General features: G+C 52.8%; 14 protein-coding genes and 1 tRNA gene. 13 read left to right on the top strand and 2 right to left on the bottom strand.

From position 1 onward, the window contains the following. Window positions 1-8: 8 nt before the first annotated feature. Both RAL91_RS18100 and RAL91_RS18095 read right to left on the bottom strand, forming a co-directional pair. Window positions 9-1,532, bottom strand: a complete 1,524-nt coding sequence (locus tag RAL91_RS18100; protein ID WP_306257649.1) for a hypothetical protein — start codon at window positions 1,530-1,532, stop codon at window positions 9-11. Window positions 1,533-1,563: 31 nt separating this feature from the next. Further along, on the bottom strand, window positions 1,564-3,321 hold the full coding sequence (locus RAL91_RS18095; RefSeq protein WP_306257648.1) for a lysozyme: 1,758 nt from the start codon (window positions 3,319-3,321) through the stop codon (window positions 1,564-1,566). A 262-nt stretch (window positions 3,322-3,583) separates the two neighbouring features. Here RAL91_RS18095 and RAL91_RS18090 point away from each other — a divergent pair, with 262 nt between their 5' ends. The 13 genes from RAL91_RS18090 (at window position 3,584) to RAL91_RS18030 (ending at window position 22,701) form a co-directional block, all read left to right on the top strand. Beyond that, a complete protein-coding gene (locus RAL91_RS18090) occupies window positions 3,584-3,790 on the top strand; it encodes a hypothetical protein (protein ID WP_306257647.1) in 207 nt (68 codons plus the stop codon). Window positions 3,791-3,824: 34 nt separating this feature from the next. Next, window positions 3,825-3,909: transfer RNA gene (locus RAL91_RS18085), tRNA-Leu, on the top strand. Between the two features lie 562 nt (window positions 3,910-4,471). Continuing rightward, complete coding sequence (locus tag RAL91_RS18080; protein ID WP_306257646.1) at window positions 4,472-5,473, top strand: tripartite tricarboxylate transporter substrate binding protein; 1,002 nt, start codon at window positions 4,472-4,474, stop codon at window positions 5,471-5,473. A gap of 66 nt (window positions 5,474-5,539) precedes the next feature. Further along, window positions 5,540-6,064 (top strand): tripartite tricarboxylate transporter TctB family protein, encoded by a 525-nt coding sequence (locus RAL91_RS18075; protein ID WP_306257645.1) that lies wholly within the window; start codon window positions 5,540-5,542, stop codon window positions 6,062-6,064. Between the two features lies 1 nt (window position 6,065). Then, window positions 6,066-7,583: a tripartite tricarboxylate transporter permease gene (locus RAL91_RS18070; RefSeq protein ID WP_306257644.1), complete on the top strand. Its 1,518-nt coding sequence runs from the start codon at window positions 6,066-6,068 to the stop codon at window positions 7,581-7,583. Between the two features lie 116 nt (window positions 7,584-7,699). Next, window positions 7,700-8,986: a D-tagatose-bisphosphate aldolase, class II, non-catalytic subunit gene (locus RAL91_RS18065; protein WP_371932435.1), complete on the top strand. Its 1,287-nt coding sequence runs from the start codon at window positions 7,700-7,702 to the stop codon at window positions 8,984-8,986. A 469-nt stretch (window positions 8,987-9,455) separates the two neighbouring features. Beyond that, entirely contained in the window at window positions 9,456-11,855 is a 2,400-nt protein-coding gene (locus RAL91_RS18060; RefSeq protein ID WP_306257643.1) for a glycogen/starch/alpha-glucan phosphorylase, read from the top strand. Between the two features lie 33 nt (window positions 11,856-11,888). Beyond that, window positions 11,889-14,090 carry a 1,4-alpha-glucan branching protein GlgB gene (gene glgB, locus RAL91_RS18055; protein WP_306257642.1) on the top strand — a complete coding sequence of 734 codons (2,202 nt, stop codon included), beginning with the start codon at window positions 11,889-11,891 and terminating at the stop codon, window positions 14,088-14,090. A 77-nt stretch (window positions 14,091-14,167) separates the two neighbouring features. Beyond that, complete coding sequence (glgC, locus tag RAL91_RS18050) at window positions 14,168-15,427, top strand: glucose-1-phosphate adenylyltransferase (protein WP_306257641.1); 1,260 nt, start codon at window positions 14,168-14,170, stop codon at window positions 15,425-15,427. Window position 15,428: 1 nt separating this feature from the next. Then, window positions 15,429-16,886, top strand: a complete 1,458-nt coding sequence (glgA, locus tag RAL91_RS18045) for a glycogen synthase GlgA (protein ID WP_306257640.1) — start codon at window positions 15,429-15,431, stop codon at window positions 16,884-16,886. Window positions 16,887-16,898: 12 nt separating this feature from the next. Beyond that, window positions 16,899-18,998, top strand: a complete 2,100-nt coding sequence (gene glgX, locus RAL91_RS18040; RefSeq protein WP_306257639.1) for a glycogen debranching protein GlgX — start codon at window positions 16,899-16,901, stop codon at window positions 18,996-18,998. Continuing rightward, window positions 18,995-21,058 (top strand): 4-alpha-glucanotransferase, encoded by a 2,064-nt coding sequence (malQ, locus tag RAL91_RS18035; RefSeq protein WP_306257638.1) that lies wholly within the window; start codon window positions 18,995-18,997, stop codon window positions 21,056-21,058. The genes glgX and malQ overlap by 4 nt, the downstream gene beginning before the upstream one ends. Window positions 21,059-21,069: 11 nt before the next feature. Then, window positions 21,070-22,701 carry an alpha-D-glucose phosphate-specific phosphoglucomutase gene (locus tag RAL91_RS18030; protein ID WP_306262993.1) on the top strand — a complete coding sequence of 544 codons (1,632 nt, stop codon included), beginning with the start codon at window positions 21,070-21,072 and terminating at the stop codon, window positions 22,699-22,701. Window positions 22,702-22,768 lie beyond the last annotated feature (67 nt).

Raw genomic sequence — 22,768 nt, 5'->3', positions numbered from 1 at the left:
TGGTACTCTTATGTCCGCAGGAGATTAATTGCGCGTCTCAGGACCTGAATGTGGTGCGGTGTTGGAGAGTTGGGTGACACTTCGCCAGCATTCGCATTCATGTTCCAGTAACTCACATGGGTCATGAACGGCACATGCAGTCCGTCCTTGGGAGTTCCATCGCTCTTGCGTTCAGGCAAAACTGCAATGTCGCGGATACCTGACAGTCTTTGGGTTTCTCCGGTTTTCTTGTCTTTTACACTCAATCCAAAGTGTTGGCCTACAGGTCCCGAAACGATATCGCCCCATAGAAAGTTCTTTCGGGGTGAGTAGATATTGGTCCATCTTGTGAAAGCAAAAAGCGCCGCGTGATGAGGCATGCGTGTGTCCTCTTCTATGCTCGCGTATCTCGGCAAATATGTGAAATGCTTCTGTTGCGTCCTGACATCAAATTCCATCTGAGGAGGGCAGGTTGGCAATTGCCTCACGGTCTGGGCGTTGATGAGCGCATCCTCATCATAGGACATCAGAAATTCAGCGTGTGTAAGTGGCGAGCCGAGTGTTACAAAATCGCTGACAACCCATGGCGAACCGAGCGCTGTTAATTCCGCAGCTGCACGTGCTTGATCTGCCTGAAATTCATCAATGTCCAGTTGGCCGGGTTGACCGTTTTCCATTTGGCTTATCTGACCGGAAATCTTGGTCTCGAATGCTTTTATGGACGTTTGACCTTCGGCTCCTTTCTTTGCGTCCAGTCGCTGGTTTATCCGGGCATACGCAAGGCTTAGAACATCGTATGCAACGATTGTTCCCAGCGAGTGGGCCACCACAATAATGCGATCATAGGGTGGTTTTTTCTTGGGCCGTCCCGATCCCTGTGGGTCATTTTCAACACCCATCAGAGTTTCCAGAAGTTCAACGCCTTTCTCGCGTATCTCCTGGCGGCGGGCAATATTCAAAGGTTTCGCTTTGGTGTATCGAACGACATCACCAAGAATTTTGATGAGGACTGTCTGTTTTATCCATCCAAAAAGTGCTGTGCTGATCAGCCCAAGCATTGCCAACATCACCGTTTTTGTCCCTGGATCATCGACCGTCTCGAAAATACCTGCGGCCGCCAAAATCGTGCCGGCGACGAAAACAAGGGTCAGAAACCACATCAGCAGCCAGACGCTCAAGACATCCCTTGGCACACGCTTGAATGGATTGCGTATTAACAGATCAACTACCCAGGATGTAATCTGATCAAGTGTTGTCCCATGGATCCGGTGAGCCCAATAGAACTCAAAGAAATCGGTTCGACGTCCACTCACATCCGACTCGGTGGTCAATCGGTGAAGCTCATGACTGCGATTTCGGCGATCGGGCTTGCTCCAGATTGCATTTTGGGTGCGGGTGTCTCCAGTATTTGGATCAGGCTCTGACCGGGCAACCAGGTCGGGATCCTGAACCCAAACGGCATCCGTAAAGCTGTTGACCATTTCCATTGGCATCTGTTCACCCATGCCGTGTATGACAACAACTGCCTGTTTGGGTTTTCTTTTGGTGGCCACAATAAAATCTCCCTTCTAGCTGGTACTTGCCTTACCGGGCAGCTTTCAAGTGGTGGTACCATTTCTCGACTTTGCCCAGCACACCCCAGGCAAAGGTGCCGCCAAACAGCGTGGTGGCTGCATCGCTGGCTTTGGAAAAGACCGTCGGCGCAACTTCAACGGCCGTTTGGGCGGCATTTCCCACCAAATTGAGCTCGGGAGCAAAAATTGAAACCAGGCTGGTCGCTACCAGACCTATCAAGCCGATGCCGGTCTTTTTGCCATTCAACAATTTGCCGACAGTCTGACCCAGCACACCATTGATCGGAGTGAGTTTTTTGGCCCCGCGCAAAAGGTCTGCCGGGTCGGTTTTTCCATCGCCCGACAAAGCTGCCAATACAGCAAATGCGTCATTGAGGTCGACCTTCCCATCCCCAATCGCGCCCTTGCCCAATGCTGCACGGTCGATATCAGCTCCGGTTCGCAGAGATCGAATTCGTGCTGCCAATTCAAGTGCTTCCTGCAAAACATTCATCACTTCAGTGGTGTCTTTTGTCGGCATTGCAATGTCTCCCGTAGGCATATCTGGTTGAATCTTGGATGAGACCGGGATTGTTTTCGGCGCGGTCACGCTGATAGCGCCCGGCACTTCATCTGGAACATCAGCCTCGTCGAGCAACACATATTGGAACGTTTCCTGCCCATATCGTTCGAGCAGTGTGTTCAACAATGTGCGAAATTCATTCCACTGATGCGGAGGTATGGTCTGGCATCCTGCGCTTGACGTACCGGTCAAGCCGCCGCGATGAAGATTGATCCAGAAAATTCCCGTATCCTCACCAGTTCCATCACGGTTGACCGTGCATTCGGAATCCTGACGGAATGCAGGATAGGGACCGTTTTTTCGATTGTAGCCATGAGGCCCAGGAATGTAGCGTAAGGCCTGCCGCGCTTTGAGCTGGGCAATGCCCTTGCGAAAACGTGAGGGATCGGTGTTGGCATTGAAATTATGAACACCATCCGGCTCAATTATGAATATGGCGTCGTCGTAAAGTCCGCGATCATTGGCGCCCTTTTTACCAAGGGAATTCTCATAATATCCACGGACGCCCAACACGCTTACGGATTCATTGCGATCCTCAATCGGAATTAGATGTTCATAAAGCTCCATGGTCTGGCGTGATAACGCTTCAGACTGCCGGGGACGATATTGCGGCAACAGTTTGGATTTGGGATTTGCAAGCAACTGCTCGATTGTCTTTTCTTCGTCAGTATCGGGAACATCTCCCATTAAGACTGCGATTTCCGCTGGCGAAAGCGTTTTTACTTTTGCACCCTTTGACTGGCGCACCACCACCGGGCGTTCACCATAATCACCAGAAGCAAAAATAGCAATTTCGTGCTTGCGACGGTTCACCAACCCGTTTGACAGTTTGCCCTGAGCGAATTTCCAACGTGCCATTTCCTCAGAAACGCTGTTGTAATCGCCGGTATTCAGCCTTTTGGTCAGGGTTGAGTCCCAAATTTTACCGGTGTTGAAATGCCAGGAAACAAGCGCATCAAACTGATTTTGGCTCAGTGCTACGTCGATCTCAGAACGCACTTGTCTCGCAAATTTCTCTAAATCCTGGCGGAAGATATTGAAAGCTTCGACCAAATCAATCTTCATACCTTTTTTTGGCTTTGGAGTGCCCGCCTTGCCAGTATGTCCGGCGCCTATGGTGAGTATTCCATAACCATCATCATAAGCAGTCAGGATGATTTCTTCGTAACTCAAAATTGATGCAATACCAGATAAACTTACTTGCATAATCTGTACTCCCTACATGATTTCAGGGCGCAAATACGATCAAGAAATCAATATGCTTCAGTTCAAATACAGCCTAAATGATCTACGGTTGTATCTTTGAGCCGGAGAGTCAAGGATTCAAGTCAATTATGATTTTTAAAAATTTTCTATATATCTGTTTTACTTAATAAAATTGATTTTTTTAACGTTTTGTTTTGAAGTGAATCCCGATCATTCCAAAGTCTGTTCTGAAAATCGATCCTCTGTTTGATGTGGGAAAACTGTGTCATCCAGAGTGTGCAGAATATCCGTTGGCTCGCACACAACAATCGTTCGGTTCTGGACACCCAAGGGCGTTGCTTTAGACGGATTTCCGGTGTCGGAGTTGGTAGCTGATGCAAATGCTGTCAGTGGTCTGGTGCTGGCGGCCTACCCATTGCTGATGAACTGGCGACAAGCGAGCCAGAATTTCGCGCCAAAAGGCGCTTGAAATCGAATGACAGCCGGTTTACGGCTTGCAGAATGCGGGCGTGATGGAATGGTAGACATACCGGACTTAAAATCCGGAGGCCGTAGGCCGTGGGGGTTCAAGTCCCCCCGCCCGCACCATCATTCATCTCATGACAGTTTGCTGCGCAAACGCCTCCGATGGGGCGGCGCATACGCGCCGGACGCTCGGTCGAGCGTCTTGGCTCAGGTTCGAGTTTGTTTCTCTTACCCGCACCCTCATTTATCTCACGACAGTTTGCTGCGCAAACGCCTCCGATGGGGCAGCACATACGCGCCGGACGCTCGGTCGAGCGTCTTGGTTCAGGTTTTGGATTGCGTCGCTCATCTGCATCATGAAATGCAGCATTTCCCAAAGTTTTGATGAGCGGAAACATTGTTTCTGCAATTCTTTCGGGAGGTGCGCGGCCTGATTCTACCTGCAGGCGAAATATGATCGCCATCCGCTCAATTCTTCTCATTCTGGTCCCAGCCGAATTGCAGAGGAATGCAAAAAAGTCCGAGAATATTCATTGCCTGTTGCTGCCAACTCTGCCAGCTAGAGAATATTCATTGCCTGTTGCTGCCAACTCTGCCAGCTATAAGTGTAGCAGGCGTTGCAAATTGCATGACCTGCTATTGGTAAAAGAAGCTGATGCGGTGGAACTGCATAGGGAGTAACAGAATGAAAATTAGCATGAAATTGATGGGCGCTGTTGCGGCGCTGATGGTTGCTGGCGGAGTTGCCTCCGCACAGGATTTCCCTGAGCGTGAGCTTCTGGGTGTTGTCATGTGGGGCGCAGGCGGCGCTACTGATACTGTGGCACGCGCTGTAAATCCGGCTGTCGAGGAAGCACTTGGCAAATCAGTTGTTGTATTGAACAAATCCGGCGGTGCGGGCGCGATTTCCACGGCTTATGTGGCCGCGGCTCCTGGCGATGGTTACACGTTCCTCTATGGTGCTGAAAATCCTCAATTGCACCCGGTGATGGGTGTGTCCAAGCTCGACTATTCCAGCTTCCACCCGGTTAATATTCTTGGGCGCGGCGTTGCTGTGATTGTGGTTGCAGCTGATTCAAAATATCAGACCATGCAAGAATTGATGGCAGATATTGCTGCCAACCCCGGCGCTGTGAATATGGGTTCAACCGGTCCCGGTGGTCTGCCAAGCACTATTGCTGCGCTGATTGCAAATTCGGCTCCATTTGAAGTAACCGCCATTCCGTATGATGGTGAAGGCCCCGGCCTGACCGCAATGCTTGGCGGCGAAGTTGATTTCATGCCATCAGGCATTTCAGCTGCGGCAGAACAGGTGAAAGCGGGCAAAATGCGCGCTTTGGCAGTGGTCAACACAGAGCCTGTCGACACGCTTCCTGATGCGCCGGCGATTACAGATGCGATCCCTGAAATGGCAAAATTCCTGCCATGGGGTCCGTTTTACGGTGCCTTCGTGCGCGGGGATACGCCTGATGATGTGAAAGCAACCCTTGAAGCTGCCTTCAAAACGGCTGCCGAGAGTGAAGCGTTCAAAACGCTGATGGGTAACCGTGGCAATATCATCATGAATATTTCGGGCGAAGAGGCCGCTGAGTTCCTCGTGAAATGGCAACAGGTTACAGCCTGGGCACTTCAGGACACCGGCGTTGCCAAAGTCAGCCCTGAAGAATTGGGCATTCCGCGTCCATAACAGATCAACCAGCGCAGATTTCACCATCTGCGCTGGTTCCTTCTGACTCCTTCTGGGGGGATTTCCATGGCGACTGATCACGCGCCGCAAACCGTGGACGGGGATGCCGGACGACGTCGACCCGGTGAGCTGGTTTTTGCACTTGTTATCCTGGTTTTCTCGGTGGCTGCCTTTTGGCAGTCTTACGAAATTTCCGGCTTTACCGGCAAGACGACACCCGGTGTTTTTCCCATGCTTGCCTCTGGAACGCTTGTTGTTTCAGGTCTGCTGATCCTGCTTTCGGCACTCAATACGCGCGCTCCTGATACAAGCGATGGCTCCGTCACAAAGCGCTTTTTTACCGAAGTGGTTTCGCTTCATCACATCGTTCTCATCGCACTTGTTCTGGGCTATCTGCTTCTCATGCCCTGGTTCGGTTTTTTGCTGAGTTCCGGGATTTTTCTTTTGGCTGCTTTCCAGTATCTGTGGCGCAAGAATGTATTTGTCACATTGCTTTTGACCGCGCTCGCGCTGGCCACGATCTACGTTATTTTCCGAGAAGTTTTCCAGGTGGTTCTTCCGCAGGGAACGCTGCTGAGGGGCCTTCTTTGATATGGCGGAGGCGTTTGGGTATTTTCTGATTGCCTGGAGTGATCCATGGCTGTTGTTCCTGACGGGAGCCGGGACCCTTTCTGGCATCTATGTTGGCGCAATTCCGGGTCTGTCTGTGACCATGGCAGCATCAATCCTGATTTCGTTCACATTCAAATGGGACGTCAATGAAGCGCTGGCGCTGATATCAGGCGTGTTTTTCGGTGGTGTCTATGGTGGCTCCCGAACCGCAATACTTTTGAACATTCCAGGCGCGCCCTCAGCCATCGCTACCGCAATTGAAGGCTATCCGCTGGCCAAGCGCGGAGAGGCCGGTGAGGCGATCGGGCTGACGACGGTCATGTCGGTGTTTGGCGGCTTTATCGGAATTCTGGCGCTGGCGCTGTTTGCGCCACTCATTTCAGAATTCGCCCTGATGTTTCAGTCTCGCGATTATCTGTTGCTGGGCCTGATTGGCATTCTTCTGGTGGGCACTTTGTCCGGTGAAAGTTTTGCCAAGGGCGTCTTCGCCGGAGCGCTTGGCGTGTTGATTGGCATGGTCGGACTTGACCCGATGACAGCTGAAGGACGTTTTACCTTCAACACCATAACGCTGATGGGCGGCATTCCCTATGTGGCGGCAATGATTGGCTTCTTTGGTGTTGCCGAGGCGCTGGTGCAGTTGCACACACTCGACGTGCCTGCCATCAAACAGAAAATCGACCGAATTATTCCGCGCTTCTCAGATGTGAAGAAGTATTTCTGGCTTGCCATGCGTGCATCAGGAATAGGTACTATCATTGGCGCGCTTCCGGGGACCGGCGGGGATATTGCCGCGCTGCTGGCCTATGACGATGCCAAGCGAGCCACAAAGAACCCGGAGCGCCCATTCGGTGAAGGGTGCCGCGAAGGGCTGGTCGCGCCGGAAGCTGCCAATAATGCCGCCGTTGGCGGGGCCTATATACCAATGCTCACCCTTGGTATTCCCGGTGATGCGGTGACTGCTGTCATTATTGGTGCGCTTTTCATTCATGGCCTCAGGCCGGGCCCGCTTTTGCTGATCGAAACACCGCATCTGTTCTGGTTTATTGTCGGTAGCCTGACGCTTGCAAACATCTTCCTGCTGATTTTCGGCCTGACCGGCATCCGCGTTTTTACAAAGATCGTTGAATGTCCAAAAGCTGTTCTGATTCCACTGATCATTATACTGAGTGCGGTTGGTACATACGCGATCCAGAACAATCCCATCGATATTTACTGGATGCTTTTGTTCGGGGTGGTTGGCTATTTCATGAAGACTTACGGGTTTCAGGTCGGTCCGGTTATTCTGGGAGTCATTCTGGGGCCGATGATGGATTCCAACTATCGCCGTGCCATGATTTCTGCACGACAGGATTTCGGGAATTTCTTTTGGTCATTCGTGTCCAATCCCATCACTCTGGTTTTGACCACAGCCTTTGTGCTTATGATTCTAAGCCAGACACCTTTGTGGAAAATAATGTTCGGTCGCAGCAGGGATGAGACTTCAAAGAAGGCGTAGCTACAAAGTCAGCAGGCGGCCTGTGTTTTTGTTTCAGATTGCATATACATTTTTCACAGTTCACCTCGATACAACTGCACCAGGTAAATTTTCAAAACTATGATGTTGGAATCAAATTGACCAAAGCTCTGGATTATCTGTTCGATTTGCACAGTCAGGCGAATGCTGGCCAACCGGCGGGTATGACATCGGTATGCAGTGCGCATCCGATGGTGATTGAGGCCGCTCTCATAGAGGCTAAAGAGACCTGTTCTTTTGCCTGTATTGAGGCGACCTGTAATCAGGTTAATCAGGATGGCGGCTATACGGGTATGACCCCGGCAGACTTCCATGACTTTGTAATGTCTATTGCCCGGAAACTCGGTTTCCCGGTTGATCGGATTGTCCTGGGCGGAGACCATCTTGGCCCCAATCCCTGGCGTAAAATGCCAACTTTAGACGCGATGGCCAAGGCAATCGTCATGACAAGACAATACGCAGCAGCTGGCTTTGGGAAAATCCACCTCGATGCCAGCATGTCCTGTGCAGATGATCCCGTACCCTTACCGGTTCCCATTGTTGCCGAACGTGCAGCTGCATTGGCGAAGGCGGCAGAGGAGGGCGCAAAAGCCGGGGGATATCCCGGTCCCGCCTATATTGTTGGAACCGAGGTGCCTGTTCCTGGTGGGGCCTCTGAGAAATTGGAGACAGTGGAGGTCAGCCGTCCGCAGGATGCAGCTGATACCATTGAAAAGCACAGGATTGCTTTTGCAGAACGTGGTCTTGATGATGCTTTCAAGCGCGTTGTCGGCCTGGTCGTGCAACCCGGCGTCGAGTTTGGCCATACGAATGTGATTGCATTTGTGCCGGAGGCCGCTGAACAGCTTTCAGCCTGGCGACAGGAGTTCGGGTCGGTGGTTTTTGAAGCGCATTCAACCGACTACCAGACAGCAGATGCCCTGGCAGACCTTGTCGATGGCGGGTTCTGTATTCTGAAGGTTGGGCCGGGTCTGACCTTTGCATTGCGGGAGGCGTTTTACGGGTTGGATCAGATCGCCGGTGTACTTGTACCGGACTATGAGGCTGGAAGTCTGCCGCGCACAATGGAGCGGGTCATGCTCGCCATGCCGAATGACTGGAATGCTTACTATCACGGCGCTGAAACAAGCCAGTTCATGCAGCGGCATTTTTCCTATTCGGACAGGATTCGGTACTATTGGACCCATAAAGCAGCCAATATGGCTGTTGAAGACCTGTTGGCCTGCCTTGAAGGAATGGATTTGCCCGATCCCCTGGTTAGCCAGTTCCTACCGCGGCACTATGCAGATGTGGTTGCTGGCAAGGTGCAGCCAGATGCCAGATCATTGGCAATTGCAGCAATTCGCTGTGCATTGGCTCCATATTCTGCAGCATGTGTGCGATGAGTGCACCCACCGATCCATCCAGGCCCGGATCCCAAACCTATTTTAAACCGGTACCTGACGTGAATTTGGGTGTTGCGGAAGCTAATTTGACTCAGGCTGCTTTGCGGATTCCCGCAAAATGCGCTCGGATTGCTGTGGAGCAGGAGTCATTTCCTCAAAATCTGGGATTGTGAAAATGGGACTCTCCTGTTAGTGTCTGAGCAAATGCCCAGGGTAAGGGCAATTCCTCAATTTCGGTTCCTGCAGGGAGGTGAGTCGGCTCGACAGTATGTCGCAGGTGTGCAATCCCAAATATTTGAAAAACTGCAAGCTTTTTGAGGCAACAGCAGCTATGTAGCTGATCGGACTTTGCAGGCGTTTTTCGGGTTAGCTCAGTGTGAGCAGACAGATCAACTGGATATGCGAATACCCGATCCTGGACAAACCCCAATATTCCTCAGCCTTCCGGCACAGACACCAGAGTACCAGAATGAACATCACAGATACAAAGCCAATTGATGTGGCAACAGTTCGTGCAGAAGTTCTGCGCCATTTGAAATATTCCCTCGGTAAGGATGAGAGCCACGCATCGGTCTATGATTGGCGCATGTCGCTGTCCCTGACCCTGCGTGATCTGGTTGTCGATCCCTGGTTTGAAAGCACACGCACCACTTATGAAGCCAAGGGCAAGCGGGTTTATTATTTGTCCATGGAGTTTCTGATCGGGCGTCTGATCGAGGATGTTGCCGTCAATCTCAGGGTTGATGAAATCGCTGAAGAAGCGATGGAATCGCTTGGGCAGAACTATGCAACGGTTGTTGCCGATGAGCCGGATGCCGCTTTGGGTAATGGCGGACTTGGGCGGCTGGCCGCCTGTTTTCTGGACAGTCTTTCGACGCTGGGTATTCCAGCCTATGGCTATGGCATTCGCTACGAACACGGTTTGTTCGAGCAGCATTTTGAAGACGGGCGTCAGGTCGAAACAGCGGAAGGCTGGCTTGCCCAGCGCCATGCCTGGGAATTTGAACGTCCAGAAGTCAGCTATTCAATTGGCTTTTCCGGCTATGTAAAAGAGTCTGATGGCCGCGCAAAGTGGCATCCCGGTGAAACCGTTCTGGCGTCTGCCTATGATACGCCGGTGGTTGGCTGGAAAGGGAAGTGGGCGAATACGTTGCGTCTTTGGGCCGCAAAGCCCACCCGTCTGTTTGATCTGGAAAGCTTTAATCAAGGTGATTATCTGGCCGCGACCGAACCAGAGGCTTTGGCGCGTACCATTTCCCGCGTGCTTTATCCCGATGACACGACACCTGTTGGCAAGGAATTGCGCCTGAAACAGGAATATTTCTTCACAGCGGCTTCCATCCAGGATTTGCTGCGCCGCTTTTTGTCGGAGGGTCATAATTTGCGTGATCTGGCCAACAAGGTCGCCATTCAATTGAACGACACTCATCCGGCGGTGGCTGGTGCAGAATTGGTGCGGCTGTTGGCGGATGAGCATGGTTTGTCAATTGCAGAAGCAATCGAGATTGCCCGAGGATGCCTTGGATATACCAACCACACCCTTTTGCCAGAAGCTTTGGAACGCTGGGATGAGGGGCTGTTTGCACGCGTTTTGCCACGCCACCATCGCATCATCGAACTGATTGAAGACGCGCATGTGAAGGCTACAGACGGGTCCGTTCGGATCATCGAAGATGGCTCTGTCAAAATGGGTGAACTGGCTTTCATCATGGCTCACAAGGTCAATGGCGTTTCGGCTTTGCACAGTGAACTGGTCAAGGAAACTGTGTTCTCGGACCTGCACGCCATTTATCCCGACCGTATTACCAATATGACCAATGGGGTTACGCCCCGGCGCTGGCTGTATTCCTGCAATCCGCCTTTGCGAAACCTCATCAATCGCAGCATTGGCGGGACCTGGCCGGATGATCTTGAACAGTTGGATGGTTTGGCAAAATTCGCAGATGATGCTGGGTTCCAGCAGGATTTTCGCACTGCGAAACAGCAGAATAAAGACCGTCTTTCAAACTGGTTGAAGGCTCGGGATGGCGTGTCACTTGACCCGTCCGCCATGTTCGATGTGCAGATCAAGCGCATTCATGAATACAAGCGTCAATTGATGAACCTGCTGGAAACAGTGGCGTTGTGGAATGAAATTCGGGACAATCCGAACGGGAACTGGACGCCGCGAATCAAGATTTTCGGTGGCAAGGCGGCACCGGGTTATGTTGTGGCCAAGGAGATCATCCATCTCATCAATGATGTGGCCAAGGTCATCAACAAGGATCCGGTGACGTCGAAATTCCTGCAGATCGTCTATCCGGAAAACTACAACGTCACAATGGCGGAATTCCTGATACCGGCGACAGATTTGTCCGAACAGATTTCAACCGCCGGTAAAGAAGCCTCCGGCACCGGTAATATGAAGTTCGCCCTCAACGGTGCGCCGACCATCGGCACATTGGACGGCGCAAATGTGGAAATTCGGGAACGGGTCGGGGCGGAGAATTTCTATCTGTTTGGCCTGACTGCGGCAGAAGTTGTGGCCCGGCGGGACGAACATGATTTTGCCTGCAACGCGATTGAAGCCAGCCCGCGTCTGTCCCGTGTTCTTGGGCAGATTTCTGATGGCGTTTTCTCTCCGCAAGAGCCAAAACGGTTCGCTTCTCTGGTGCGGCGCATGTACGAGCACGACTACTTCCTCGTGACCTGCGATTTCGACAGTTATTTTGAAACGCAGCGACAGATTGATGTCGACTTCGTTGATACAGAAAGCTGGACACGCAAATCCATTCTCAATACGGCGCGCGTGGGTTGGTTCTCGTCAGACCGCACAATATCAGGTTATGCTGACGAAATATGGAATGTGCATTCTGCAACCGGGTCATAAAGACCCTGAACAGAGCGCGCTTTAGGGCAGGAAATGATTGATATAAATCCGGACGAAATCCGCGCAGTTGCCTCTGGAACACATGGTGATGTGTTTTCGGTGCTTGGTCTGCATTCACATGAAGGGCAAATGGTTGTCCGTGTGTTCATGCCGGGTGCAGACGCTGTTGATGTTCTGGATTCAGACGGGCTTACAAAGCTTGTCGCGTTGGCCCCGCAAGGCAGTCCCGATGGCGTTTTCTCGGGCGTCGTTCCGAAGCGTACAGGCCGTTTTGAATACCGTCTGCGTTTCACGAAGGCCGGGCATGTATGGGTGAGTGATGACCCATACAGGTTCGGGCCGGTCCTGGGCGAGCAGGACCTTTATTTCTTCAATGAAGGCAGCCACACCCGTCTTTGGGATGCGCTGGGCGCTCATGTCATGACCCATGAAGGGGTGGCGGGAACTCATTTTGGAGTTTGGGCACCCAATGCAAGCCGTGTGTCCGTGGTTGGAAATTTCAATGGATGGGACGGCAGGACCCATGTTCTGCGCCGTTGCGGGCAAAGCGGTGTTTGGGAAATATTTGTGCCCGGCATTGGCGACGGGCAACCCTACAAGTTTGAATTGATGGACAGTCACGGGCAGCTTCTGCCCCAGAAAGCCGACCCGTTTGGATTTGGTTCTGAACATGCCCCGAAAACGGCATCGATTGTGCGGGCGCTTGATGGCCATGAATGGGCAGACAAGGGCTGGATGTCAAAGCGCGAGATGCGCCATTCCATAGATCAGCCAATTTCCATTTACGAAGTGCATCTGGGGTCCTGGCGGCGCGTGCCGGAAGAGGAAAACAGACCGCTTTCCTATTATGAGCACGCCGTTCAGCTGGTCGATTATGTCAAGGATATGGGCTTTACCCATATTGAGCTGATGCCGATCACCGAGTTTCCATTCGACGGATCCTGGGGCTATCAGCCGATTGGTCTTTTTGCGCCTACCGTTCGCCACGGCACTTTGGAAGAGTTCCGCGCTTTTGTGGAAGCCTGCCATGCGGCGGATATCGGCATTATTCTTGATTGGGTTCCCGGTCACTTCCCGGAAGATGAGCATGGTCTTGGCCAGTTCGACGGAACCGCACTTTACGAACACGCGGATCGCCGCGAAGGGTTTCACCCCGACTGGAATACGCTGCTGTTCAATTATGGCCGGCTTGAAGTCAGAAATTATCTGGTAGCGAATGCAGCTTACTGGCTGACGGAGCACCATATTGATGGTTTGCGGGTGGATGCCGTTGCGTCCATGCTGTATCGGGATTATTCGCGCAAGGAAGGCGAATGGGTGCCAAATGTGCATGGCGGCCGTGAAAACCTTGAAGCGATTGATTTCCTGAAAGTCATGAATGAAACCGCTTATGGCGCAATTCCCGGAATCATGACCATCGCGGAAGAATCGACAGCATTTCCCGGTGTCAGCGCACCCACCAATTATGGTGGTCTCGGCTTTGGTTTCAAATGGAACATGGGCTGGATGAACGACACGCTGACCTACATGTCAGAAGACCCGATCCACCGAAAATACCATCATCACAAGATGACGTTTGGTCTGCACTACGCTTTCAGCGAGAACTTTGTCCTGCCCATCAGTCATGATGAAGTGGTGCATGGCAAGGGTTCGCTTCTGTCCAAAATGCCGGGGGATCTGTCAGAGCGTTTTGCCAATTTGCGCGCTTATTACGGGTTCATGTGGGGGCATCCGGGCAAGAAGCTGCTCTTTATGGGCAATGAATTCGCCCAGAGTCAGGAATGGAACCACAATACCAGCCTGGATTGGCATCTTCTCGATGATCCGGGGCATCAAGGGATCCAGAACCTCATTCGCGATCTGAACGCGCTTTATACTCAGAGCCCGTCGCTCTACCAGAAGGACTGCAAACCAGACGGGTTTGAATGGATGGAAGGCGACGCTGCTGAAGAATCCCTGTTCGTCTGGGTGCGCCGTGGCGAGGATGCGTCGCAGCCTGTATTGGTGGTGTCCAATTTCACACCGGTCGAGCGCAGCGCGCGCCGTGTGGGGATTCCAAATGAAGGGCGATGGATTGAGAAGCTCAATTCGGATTCACGTCATTATGGTGGTGGAGATCGCGGCAATCTTGGCGGCGTGGTTTCCGAACCGATTGGCACGTCCGGGCAAGCACATTCCATCAGCATTACGATACCGCCTTTGACAACCATATTCTTTGAACTTGAACGAAGCTAGCGTCTGAACCCGGTTGGGAGATTGAGTTGGGTTCAGACCCTTGAAAACACGAAGATCAAAAAGTGGAGGAGCACAAAATGGACAATGAATCCCAAAGACTGGCGCAACAGACCATGGCGTTTGTTTTGGCAGGCGGACGCGGCAGTCGCTTGCAGGAACTGACGGAACGTCGGGCAAAACCGGCTGTTTATTTTGGTGGCAAGGGGCGTATCATCGATTTTGCATTGTCCAATGCGGTCAATTCGGGCATGCGGCGTCTTGGCGTTGCGACCCAGTACAAGGCCCATAGTCTTATCCGCCATTTGCAGCGTGGCTGGAGCTTTTTTCGTGCCGAGCGCAATGAATCCCTCGATATCCTGCCAGCATCTCAACGCCTTGATCAGGAAAACTGGTACAAGGGCACAGCTGATGCTGTGACCCAGAACATCGATATTATCGAGAGCTATGCGCCGAAATACATGATCATTCTGGCAGGGGATCACATCTACAAGCAGGATTATTCGCTGATGGTCAAACATCATGTCGAGAGCGGTGCAGATGTGACGGTTGGCTGTATTGAAGTTCCGCGTATGGAAGCCCGTGGCTTTGGCGTCATGCATGTGGATGACAATGATGTCATTCTGGATTTTGTCGAAAAACCGGAAGATCCCCCCGCAATGCCCGGACATCCCGATATGGCGCTTGCCAGCATGGGTATCTATGTCTTTGAAACAGAGTTCTTGTTTGATCTGCTGCGCAAGGATGCGGAAAATCCGGACTCCAGCAATGATTTCGGCAAGGATATCATTCCATCTGTCGTGAAAGGTGGAAAAGCGGTTGCGCATCCATTCAGCCGCTCATGTGTGCGAAGCGCCAATCAGACGATGCCTTACTGGCGCGATGTGGGAACGGTGGATGCTTTCTGGCAGGCCAATATTGATCTGACGGATTTCACGCCAGAGCTTGATTTGTATGACAATTCATGGCCGATCTGGACGTATTCAGAACTGGTGCCTTCTGCCAAATTCATTCACAATGAAGAGGGTCGCAAAGGCTTTGCACTCTCGTCCATGGTGTCGGGCGGTTGTGTGGTCTCCGGCTCACAGTTGAATCGCTGCCTGTTGTTCACAGGGGTCAAAACTCATTCCTATTCCAGGCTGGATGGTGTTGTTGTTCTGCCTTACGCCAATATCGGTCGCAATGCACAACTGACTAATGTTGTGGTCGATCGAGGTGTCTCCATTCCCGAAGGACTGGTTGTCGGAGAAGACGTGGAGCTTGATGCAAAACGGTTCCGCCGCTCAGAGGGTGGTGTCTGCCTGATCACCCAGCCAATGATTGACAGGCTTGATCTGTAATATGGATGTTCTGTTCGTCGCCTCCGAATGTGCGCCATTCGTCAAGACCGGTGGTCTGGCAGATGTGATTGGTGCTGTCCCCAAGGTTCTTGAGAACCATGGGGTTGATGTAAGAGTTCTGCTGCCGGCCTATCCGGCTCTGGCCAAAGTTCTTGCTTCGGGCGACGTGGTTGAGGAATATCCCGACCTTTTTGGCGGGCCGGCACGCATTGTGTCGGTCCATGCCGAAGGTCTCAACATGTTGCTGCTGGATGCTCCGCATCTGTATGACCGTCCCGGCAGTATCTACCTCAATGCTAAAGGCATAGATTGGCCGGATAATCATTTTCGGTTTGGAGCGCTGTCTTTCGTTGCTTCCAGAATTGGCCTGAATGGTATCAAAGGCTGGAAACCGGATGTCATCAACGCGCATGATTGGCAGGCCGGGCTGATACCGGCCTATCTCAAACAAGAACAGATGGAAGGTGTTGGCGTGACCGTGCCGCGTTGCGTGATGACAATCCACAACATCGCGTTTCAGGGCCTTTTCGACAGGTCTGTCTGCTCTGATCTTGGCCTCTCGGATGAATTGTTTCATTCAGAAGCCATTGAATATTATGGAAAACTGGGTTTCCTCAAAGCTGGCATTGCGCTCAGTGACAAGATCACAACTGTGAGCCCGACCTATGCATATGAGCTGCTGACGCCGGAATTCGGCATGGGACTGGAAGGTTTGCTGCAGGCCCGTCAGCAGGATCTGTGCGGTATTCTCAACGGGATAGATCTGGAGGTCTGGAACCCACAGACAGACGCCGACCTTGTGGCACCTTACTCCACGCGCAGTCTGAAGCGCCGCCTGAAAAACCGTGAGGCTATTGAGCGGCGCTTTGGGCTGACTTCCAACCCAACGGCGCCGCTATTTTGCGTGGTCAGCCGCCTGACATCGCAAAAAGGTCTTGATCTGCTGCTGGAAGCGTTGCCGGTCCTGATTGGGCGTGGCGCTCGGCTGGCTCTTCTGGGATCTGGCGACAAGGACCTTGAGGCCGGTTTTACCAAGGCCGCTAAAGATTATGCCGGGTCTGTTGGCGTGATTATCGGCTATGATGAAAAACTGTCGCATGTGTTGCAGGGAGGCAGTGATGCTATTCTGGTTCCCTCGCGTTTTGAACCTTGCGGACTGACACAATTATATGGTGTACGCTATGGTACATTGCCGGTTGTCGCAAAGACGGGTGGGTTAGCGGATACAGTCGTGGACGCTAATGCTGCAAATCTGAAATCAAAACGTGCGACCGGTGTTGTATTTTCTCCGATCAATGCGGATCAACTGGCCGATGCCATTCACCGAACCTGCGATCTGTTTGCAGATCAGGCGGTCTGGAAACAGATGGTGCTGGCCGCAATGAAGTATCCGGTGGGTTGGGATCGCTCTGCGTCAGTCTACTATGATCTGTACAAAGAGCTTGCCGATTTTGAGTAAAGAAATCTGAATATGACGATTGAACTTCTTGCAGGATCGCCGAACCATCTTGGTGCGCGACATGATGGCAATGGCACGAACTTTGCCGTGTTCTCGGCCAATGCCACGCAAATGGATTTGTGTATTTTTTCAGAAGGTGGCGCGGTCGAAACTGCGCGTGTTCCGCTTCCGGAGCGTACAGGTCATGTGTGGCATGGTTATGCGCCGGGGCTGTCACCCGGCACCCTTTACGGGTTTCGGGCGCACGGCACCTATGCACCGGAGCAGGGGCACAGGTTCAATCCCAACAAACTTCTGCTGGACCCCTATGCGCGCGAATTGAGGGGCGACTGGACCAACAGTTCCGTGACACTGGGTTACGATCCCAAATCGCCCAAGCTGGATCTGTCATTTGATGCCAATGACAGCGCGCCTTTTGTTCCAAAATCGGTTGTCTCAGATCCTGAATTGTTCAGGCGGATTGAAGAGCGGCCTGATTGTGACTGGGAAGATGCGCTGATCTATGAGGCTCATGTGAAGGGTCTGACACAGGAGCACCCGGCGGTACCGCAAAGCGTGAAGGGCACGTATGAAGGGCTTGCCTCGGAGCCCATGCTTGAGCATTTGCAAAAGCTTGGTGTGACGGCAATTGAGTTGCTGCCGGTTCATTCCTTCCTCGATGACGGGTTTTTGGTGGCTCGGGGTCTGCGCAATTACTGGGGCTATAATACCATCGGGTTTTTTGCGCCGGAGCCACGTTATTTTGGTCCTCAGGGGCTGTTGGGCTTTCGCAACATGGTGCGGAAATTCCATGCCCATGGCATCAAAGTCATTCTGGATGTTGTCTATAACCACACTGCAGAAGGTGATCATCGTGGGCCGACACTTTGCTATCGCGGCCTCGACAATGCTTCCTATTATCGGCTGATTTCCGGTCAGCCGCGTTATTATGTCAACGATACCGGCTGCGGCAACACGGTGAATGTGGCGCATCCCCTTGTGCTGCGCATGGTGATGGACAGTCTGCGTTTCTGGGTTCAGCAGATGGGCGTTGACGGGTTTCGCTTTGATCTGGCAACCACACTGGCGCGTGAGGATCATGGTTTTGATCGCAGGGGCGGTTTCTTTGATGCGCTGCGACAGGACCCGGTCCTGTCGGATGTGCGATTGATCGCAGAGCCCTGGGACATTGGTCCCGGTGGTTACCGTCTTGGCCAATTCCCTTCGGAGTTTTCAGAGTGGAATGACGGCTTTCGCGATACGGTCCGTCGTTTCTGGCGTGGAGACAAGCACAGTGCTCAGGAACTGGGTGCACGCTTGCTTGGCTCTGCCGGTGAGTTTGACAAGGATGGACGCAGAGCATGGGCGTCGCTGAATTTCGTCACGTCACATGATGGTTTCACGCTGGCCGATGTCACCCGCTACAATGAACGGCATAATCTTGCCAATGGCGAGGATGGCGCCGATGGCCATCATGCAAATCTGAGTGATAATTGTGGTGTCGAGGGTGAAACGGATGATGAGCTCATCCGCAAGCGGCGCGCCAAGCGGCAGAGAAATATGCTGGCAACCCTGTTTCTGTCACAGGGCACACCCATGCTTTTGGCGGGTGATGAAATCGGAAATTCTCAGCAAGGCAACAACAATGCCTATTGTCAGGACAATGCGATCGGCTGGATCAACTGGAGCAAAACTGATACGGAGTTGCTCGATTTTGCACGTGAGTTGTCGCAGTTTCGTCGTGACCATAAATGCTTGCGGCAAAATCGTTTCCTGCATGGTGCCACTCGTTCCAAGGACGGATATCCCGATGTGGAGTGGACTAATTTTCATGGTGCGCCGCTGCAATGGCGGGACCCCGGACTATCGCAATTCTGCCTGACGTTGCGATGCTCTGCGGAAGCTCCACCTACGGAAAGCGATGGCGACGTCGTATTGCTGATTTTCAATCGCGAAGATGAGCCCAGTGAAGTGACTTTGCCGGAGACACCAGAGGGGCAGCATTGGGTCTGCGCTATAGATACGGCAGCCCTTGATGTGTTTCCATACTGTCAGGCGAAGGATCGGACCATTGCCTGCGAAGGACGGTCTGTTATCGCCCTGGTTGCCAAACCCAATGAGGGCTCCTGGTGACGGCTGATGACGCCCTGAATGAGTTGGCGAGACTGTTCGGCATTCTACCGGAATTTGTCGATCTTGGCGGGCAACAGCAATTCACAGCAAAAGAGACTAAGCTGGCACTCTTGCGGGCAAATGGTCTGCAACTTGATGATGGTGCGATGATCCGGTCTGCGCTGAAAGATATCAGACAGGCGCGCGCAGCGCGCAACTACCCCGTTGAAGTGATTGTGGTTTCAGGGGAACCTGCGCATTTTGCGTTACCAGAAAATGTTGAATGGAGCCTGCGTCTTGAAGGGGCGCAAGAGATTTCATTTGAAGGTCGGTCCGGCACCGATTTCCGGCTTCCGCCGCTCGTTTCCGGAATTCACACCCTTTTATTGGGGCCAGATAAGGCACGCGAGCAAGTCCGTGTGATTGCGGCTCCGCGCGGGGCGCCATCTCTTGAAACCATAACCGGGCAGTCCCGCATCTGGGGCCTTAATACAGCCCTTTACGGCCTTCATTCCGACCAGACGAGCGGGCTGGGAGATTTTCGGGATCTGGCCGGTACCGCTGTTACTATTGGCCGTATGGGCGGTGCGTTCCTTGGTATAAATCCTGTTCACTCTATCGGCTGGGCAGAGCGTGACACGATCAGTCCGTACTCACCGTCTCACCGCGGATTTTTGAACACGGCGCATATTGCGGCAGATCAGATTCCCGGATTGGAGACTTGTGTGGCCGCGCTGGCTGTTTTGCAAAATGCTGGCAATGCAGGTTCTTCCGGCCCGGTTATCGACTATCAGCAGCATTATCGTGCGCATGGCAATCTGTTGCAGGAATTATACAAGCTCTTCGAGACGGAGGCTGAGGCCTCTGCCAAAGCTGATTTTGAACTGTTTTGCCAGCAACAGGGCAGGGCATTGGATCGGTTTGCCAGCTTTGAAGCCCTGAGTGACGTTCTTGGTGCTGACTGGCGTGATTGGCCCTTAGAGATACAACAGGCGGATCGTTCCGGCGCAGACGTGCCGGAAACCGCGAAGCGGTTTCACAAGTGGCTGCAATGGATCGCATTTACGCAATTAGCGCGGGCGCAAGACGCATCCAGAGACAGTGGCATGGCGCTTGGTCTTTATCTTGATCTTGCCGTAGGGCCAAGGCGCGGGGCGGCGGAAACATGGTGCGAGACGGACACAGTGGCCGATGGTGTTTCCATTGGCGCACCGCCTGACTTCCTGAGTCCTGCCGGTCAAAAATGGGATCTGGCAGGGTTTGCGCCGCGCAAGCTGGCGGATACAAATTATCAGGCGCTGCGAGATATTTTGGCGCAGACCATGCGTCACTGCGGTGTGCTGCGCATTGACCATGTGCTGGGGATGAACCGCAGCTACTGGATACCGGATGATGGCAGTCCCGGCGGCTATATAAAACAGCCATTTGAATCCTTGCTGGCGGTGGTCGCCATTGAAGCGGAGCGTGCCAGCACAGTGGTCATCGGCGAGGATTTGGGGCTGGTGCCTGATGGTTTTCGAGAGGCCATGCGCGCGCGCGGGCTCTATAGCTATTCGGTTTTACAGTATGAAAAAAATCAAGCAGGTCAGATCAACCGTCCCGACAAACTCCGCCCGGCCAGTCTTGCCTGTTTTGGAACTCACGACACGCCCACCCTCAAAGGGTATTTTGAAGGGCACGATATAGACTGGTGGCAGAAGCTTGGCTGGATTGACGCGAACGGTGTGTCGGACGCAAAATCTCAAAGGCAAAAAGAAATCGCAGGTCTTTGCGACTGGCAGAGTACATCTGACGATGAAGCCATCAATGAACGCTCATTCGACCATTTGAAAGCGTGTGTGCACAGCGCACTTGCGGGCTCGCAAATTGCCATGATCTCCGTTCAACTGGATGACGTGCTGGGAGAAGCTGAGGCGCAAAATTTGCCCGGCACGATTGACGAACATCCCAATTGGCGACGCCGGTGCAAGATTCCGGTTGAAGCGCTGGAAACGCATGACAGTCTTTTAAGAATTGCAAAACTGATGAAAGATGGTGCGCGCAGCGCGCCGGGCGAACACACAGAAGGAGAATGCCAGTGACCATTGATCCAGTGACCATTGATGTTGTGTCCACACAGCCGATTGAGGGCCAGAAACCCGGCACCTCCGGGCTTCGCAAGAAGACTCGCATATTCATGGAGCCGCATTATCTGGAGAATTTTGTCCAGTCGATTTTCAATGCCATCGGGGGGGCTGAGGGCAAGACGTTTGTGATTGGTGGTGACGGGCGTTACTTCAACGCCGAGGCAATCCAGACAATTTTGAAGATGGCCGCGGCCAATGGCGCTGTCAAAGCTATCGTTGGACAGAACGGATTGCTGTCCACGCCGTCCGCGTCTCATCTGATCCGCCTGAACAAGACAGATGGTGGGCTGATCCTGTCGGCCAGCCATAACCCGGGCGGGATTGATGAGGATTTTGGATTGAAATTCAACATTCAAAATGGCGGCCCGGCACCCGAAAGTGTGACAGATGCAATGCTGGAACAGACCAAGACTCTGCAATCCTATAAAACCCTGAGCGCACCAGATATTGTCCTCGGCCAGATCGGCAAGCAGACACTTGGCGCGATGGAAATTGAAATTGTTGATCCGGTGTCGGACTATACGGCGCTTATGAAGAGCCTGTTTGACTTCGACAAAATTCGCGCAATGTTTGCTTCCGGATTTACGATGCGATTTGACGCCATGCATGCGGTGACTGGGCCTTATGCAAAAGCCATTCTGGAAGGCGAGCTTGGTGCACCGGACGGCACCGTTATCAACGGTGTTCCGCTGGAGGATTTCGGCGGCGGGCACCCTGATCCAAATCCCGTCTGGGCCAAGACATTGATGGATTTGATGATGTCCGATGCATCTCCGGATTTTGGCGCTGCTTCCGATGGCGATGGCGATCGCAATATGGTTGTTGCACGCGGTACTTATGTCACCCCTTCAGACAGTCTTGCGGTTCTTGCTGCCAACGCGCATCTGGCGCCAGGGTACAAAACGGGTTTGAAGGGTGTCGCGCGGTCGATGCCAACCAGTGCCGCCAGTGACCGTGTGGCCGCCAGGCTGGGGATCGGCAGTTACGAGACACCAACCGGCTGGAAGTTCTTCGGCAATCTTCTGGATGCTGGTAAAGTCACGATCTGTGGCGAGGAAAGCGCCGGAACCGGATCAGATCATGTGCGGGAGAAGGACGGTCTTTGGGCGATTTTGCTATGGTTGAATATTCTGGCCGAGCGGGAGATGTCAGCGTCTGAAATTCTCAATGATCATTGGGAAACCTATGGTCGTGATTACTATTCACGCCATGATTTTGAAGCAGTTCCGGCAGATGCAGCCAATGAATTGATGAGTGATTTGCGGGCAAAACTCCCGGGTCTTGCCGGTCAGACATTTGCCGGTCAGACCGTGAAGCACGCGGATGAGTTTTCCTACCATGATCCGGTTGATCAATCGGTCAGCCACAATCAGGGTATCCGGATTGTCTTTGCCGGTGATGCCCGCGCTGTTTTCCGCCTGTCTGGTACAGGGACTGAGGGCGCGACACTGCGGCTTTATCTGGAGCAATATGCGCCGCAGGGAACAGATCATGCCAAAGACACACAGGAAGCCTTGCGCTCAGTCAGGGATGCGGCGCAAGAAATATCGGGCCTGAAAGAACGGCTTGGCAGGGACGCGCCAAACGTGATGACATAGTCTTCTGCTTGCTATCTGTCTGGCAAAACACCATCTTCCTGTTCACAATGCGATTCCTTAAGATATA

Origin of the sequence: Pararhizobium sp. IMCC21322 (assembly GCF_030758295.1) — a bacterium.
Taxonomy (GTDB): domain Bacteria; phylum Pseudomonadota; class Alphaproteobacteria; order Rhizobiales.
This window is presented reverse-complemented; position numbering and strand designations above follow the sequence as displayed.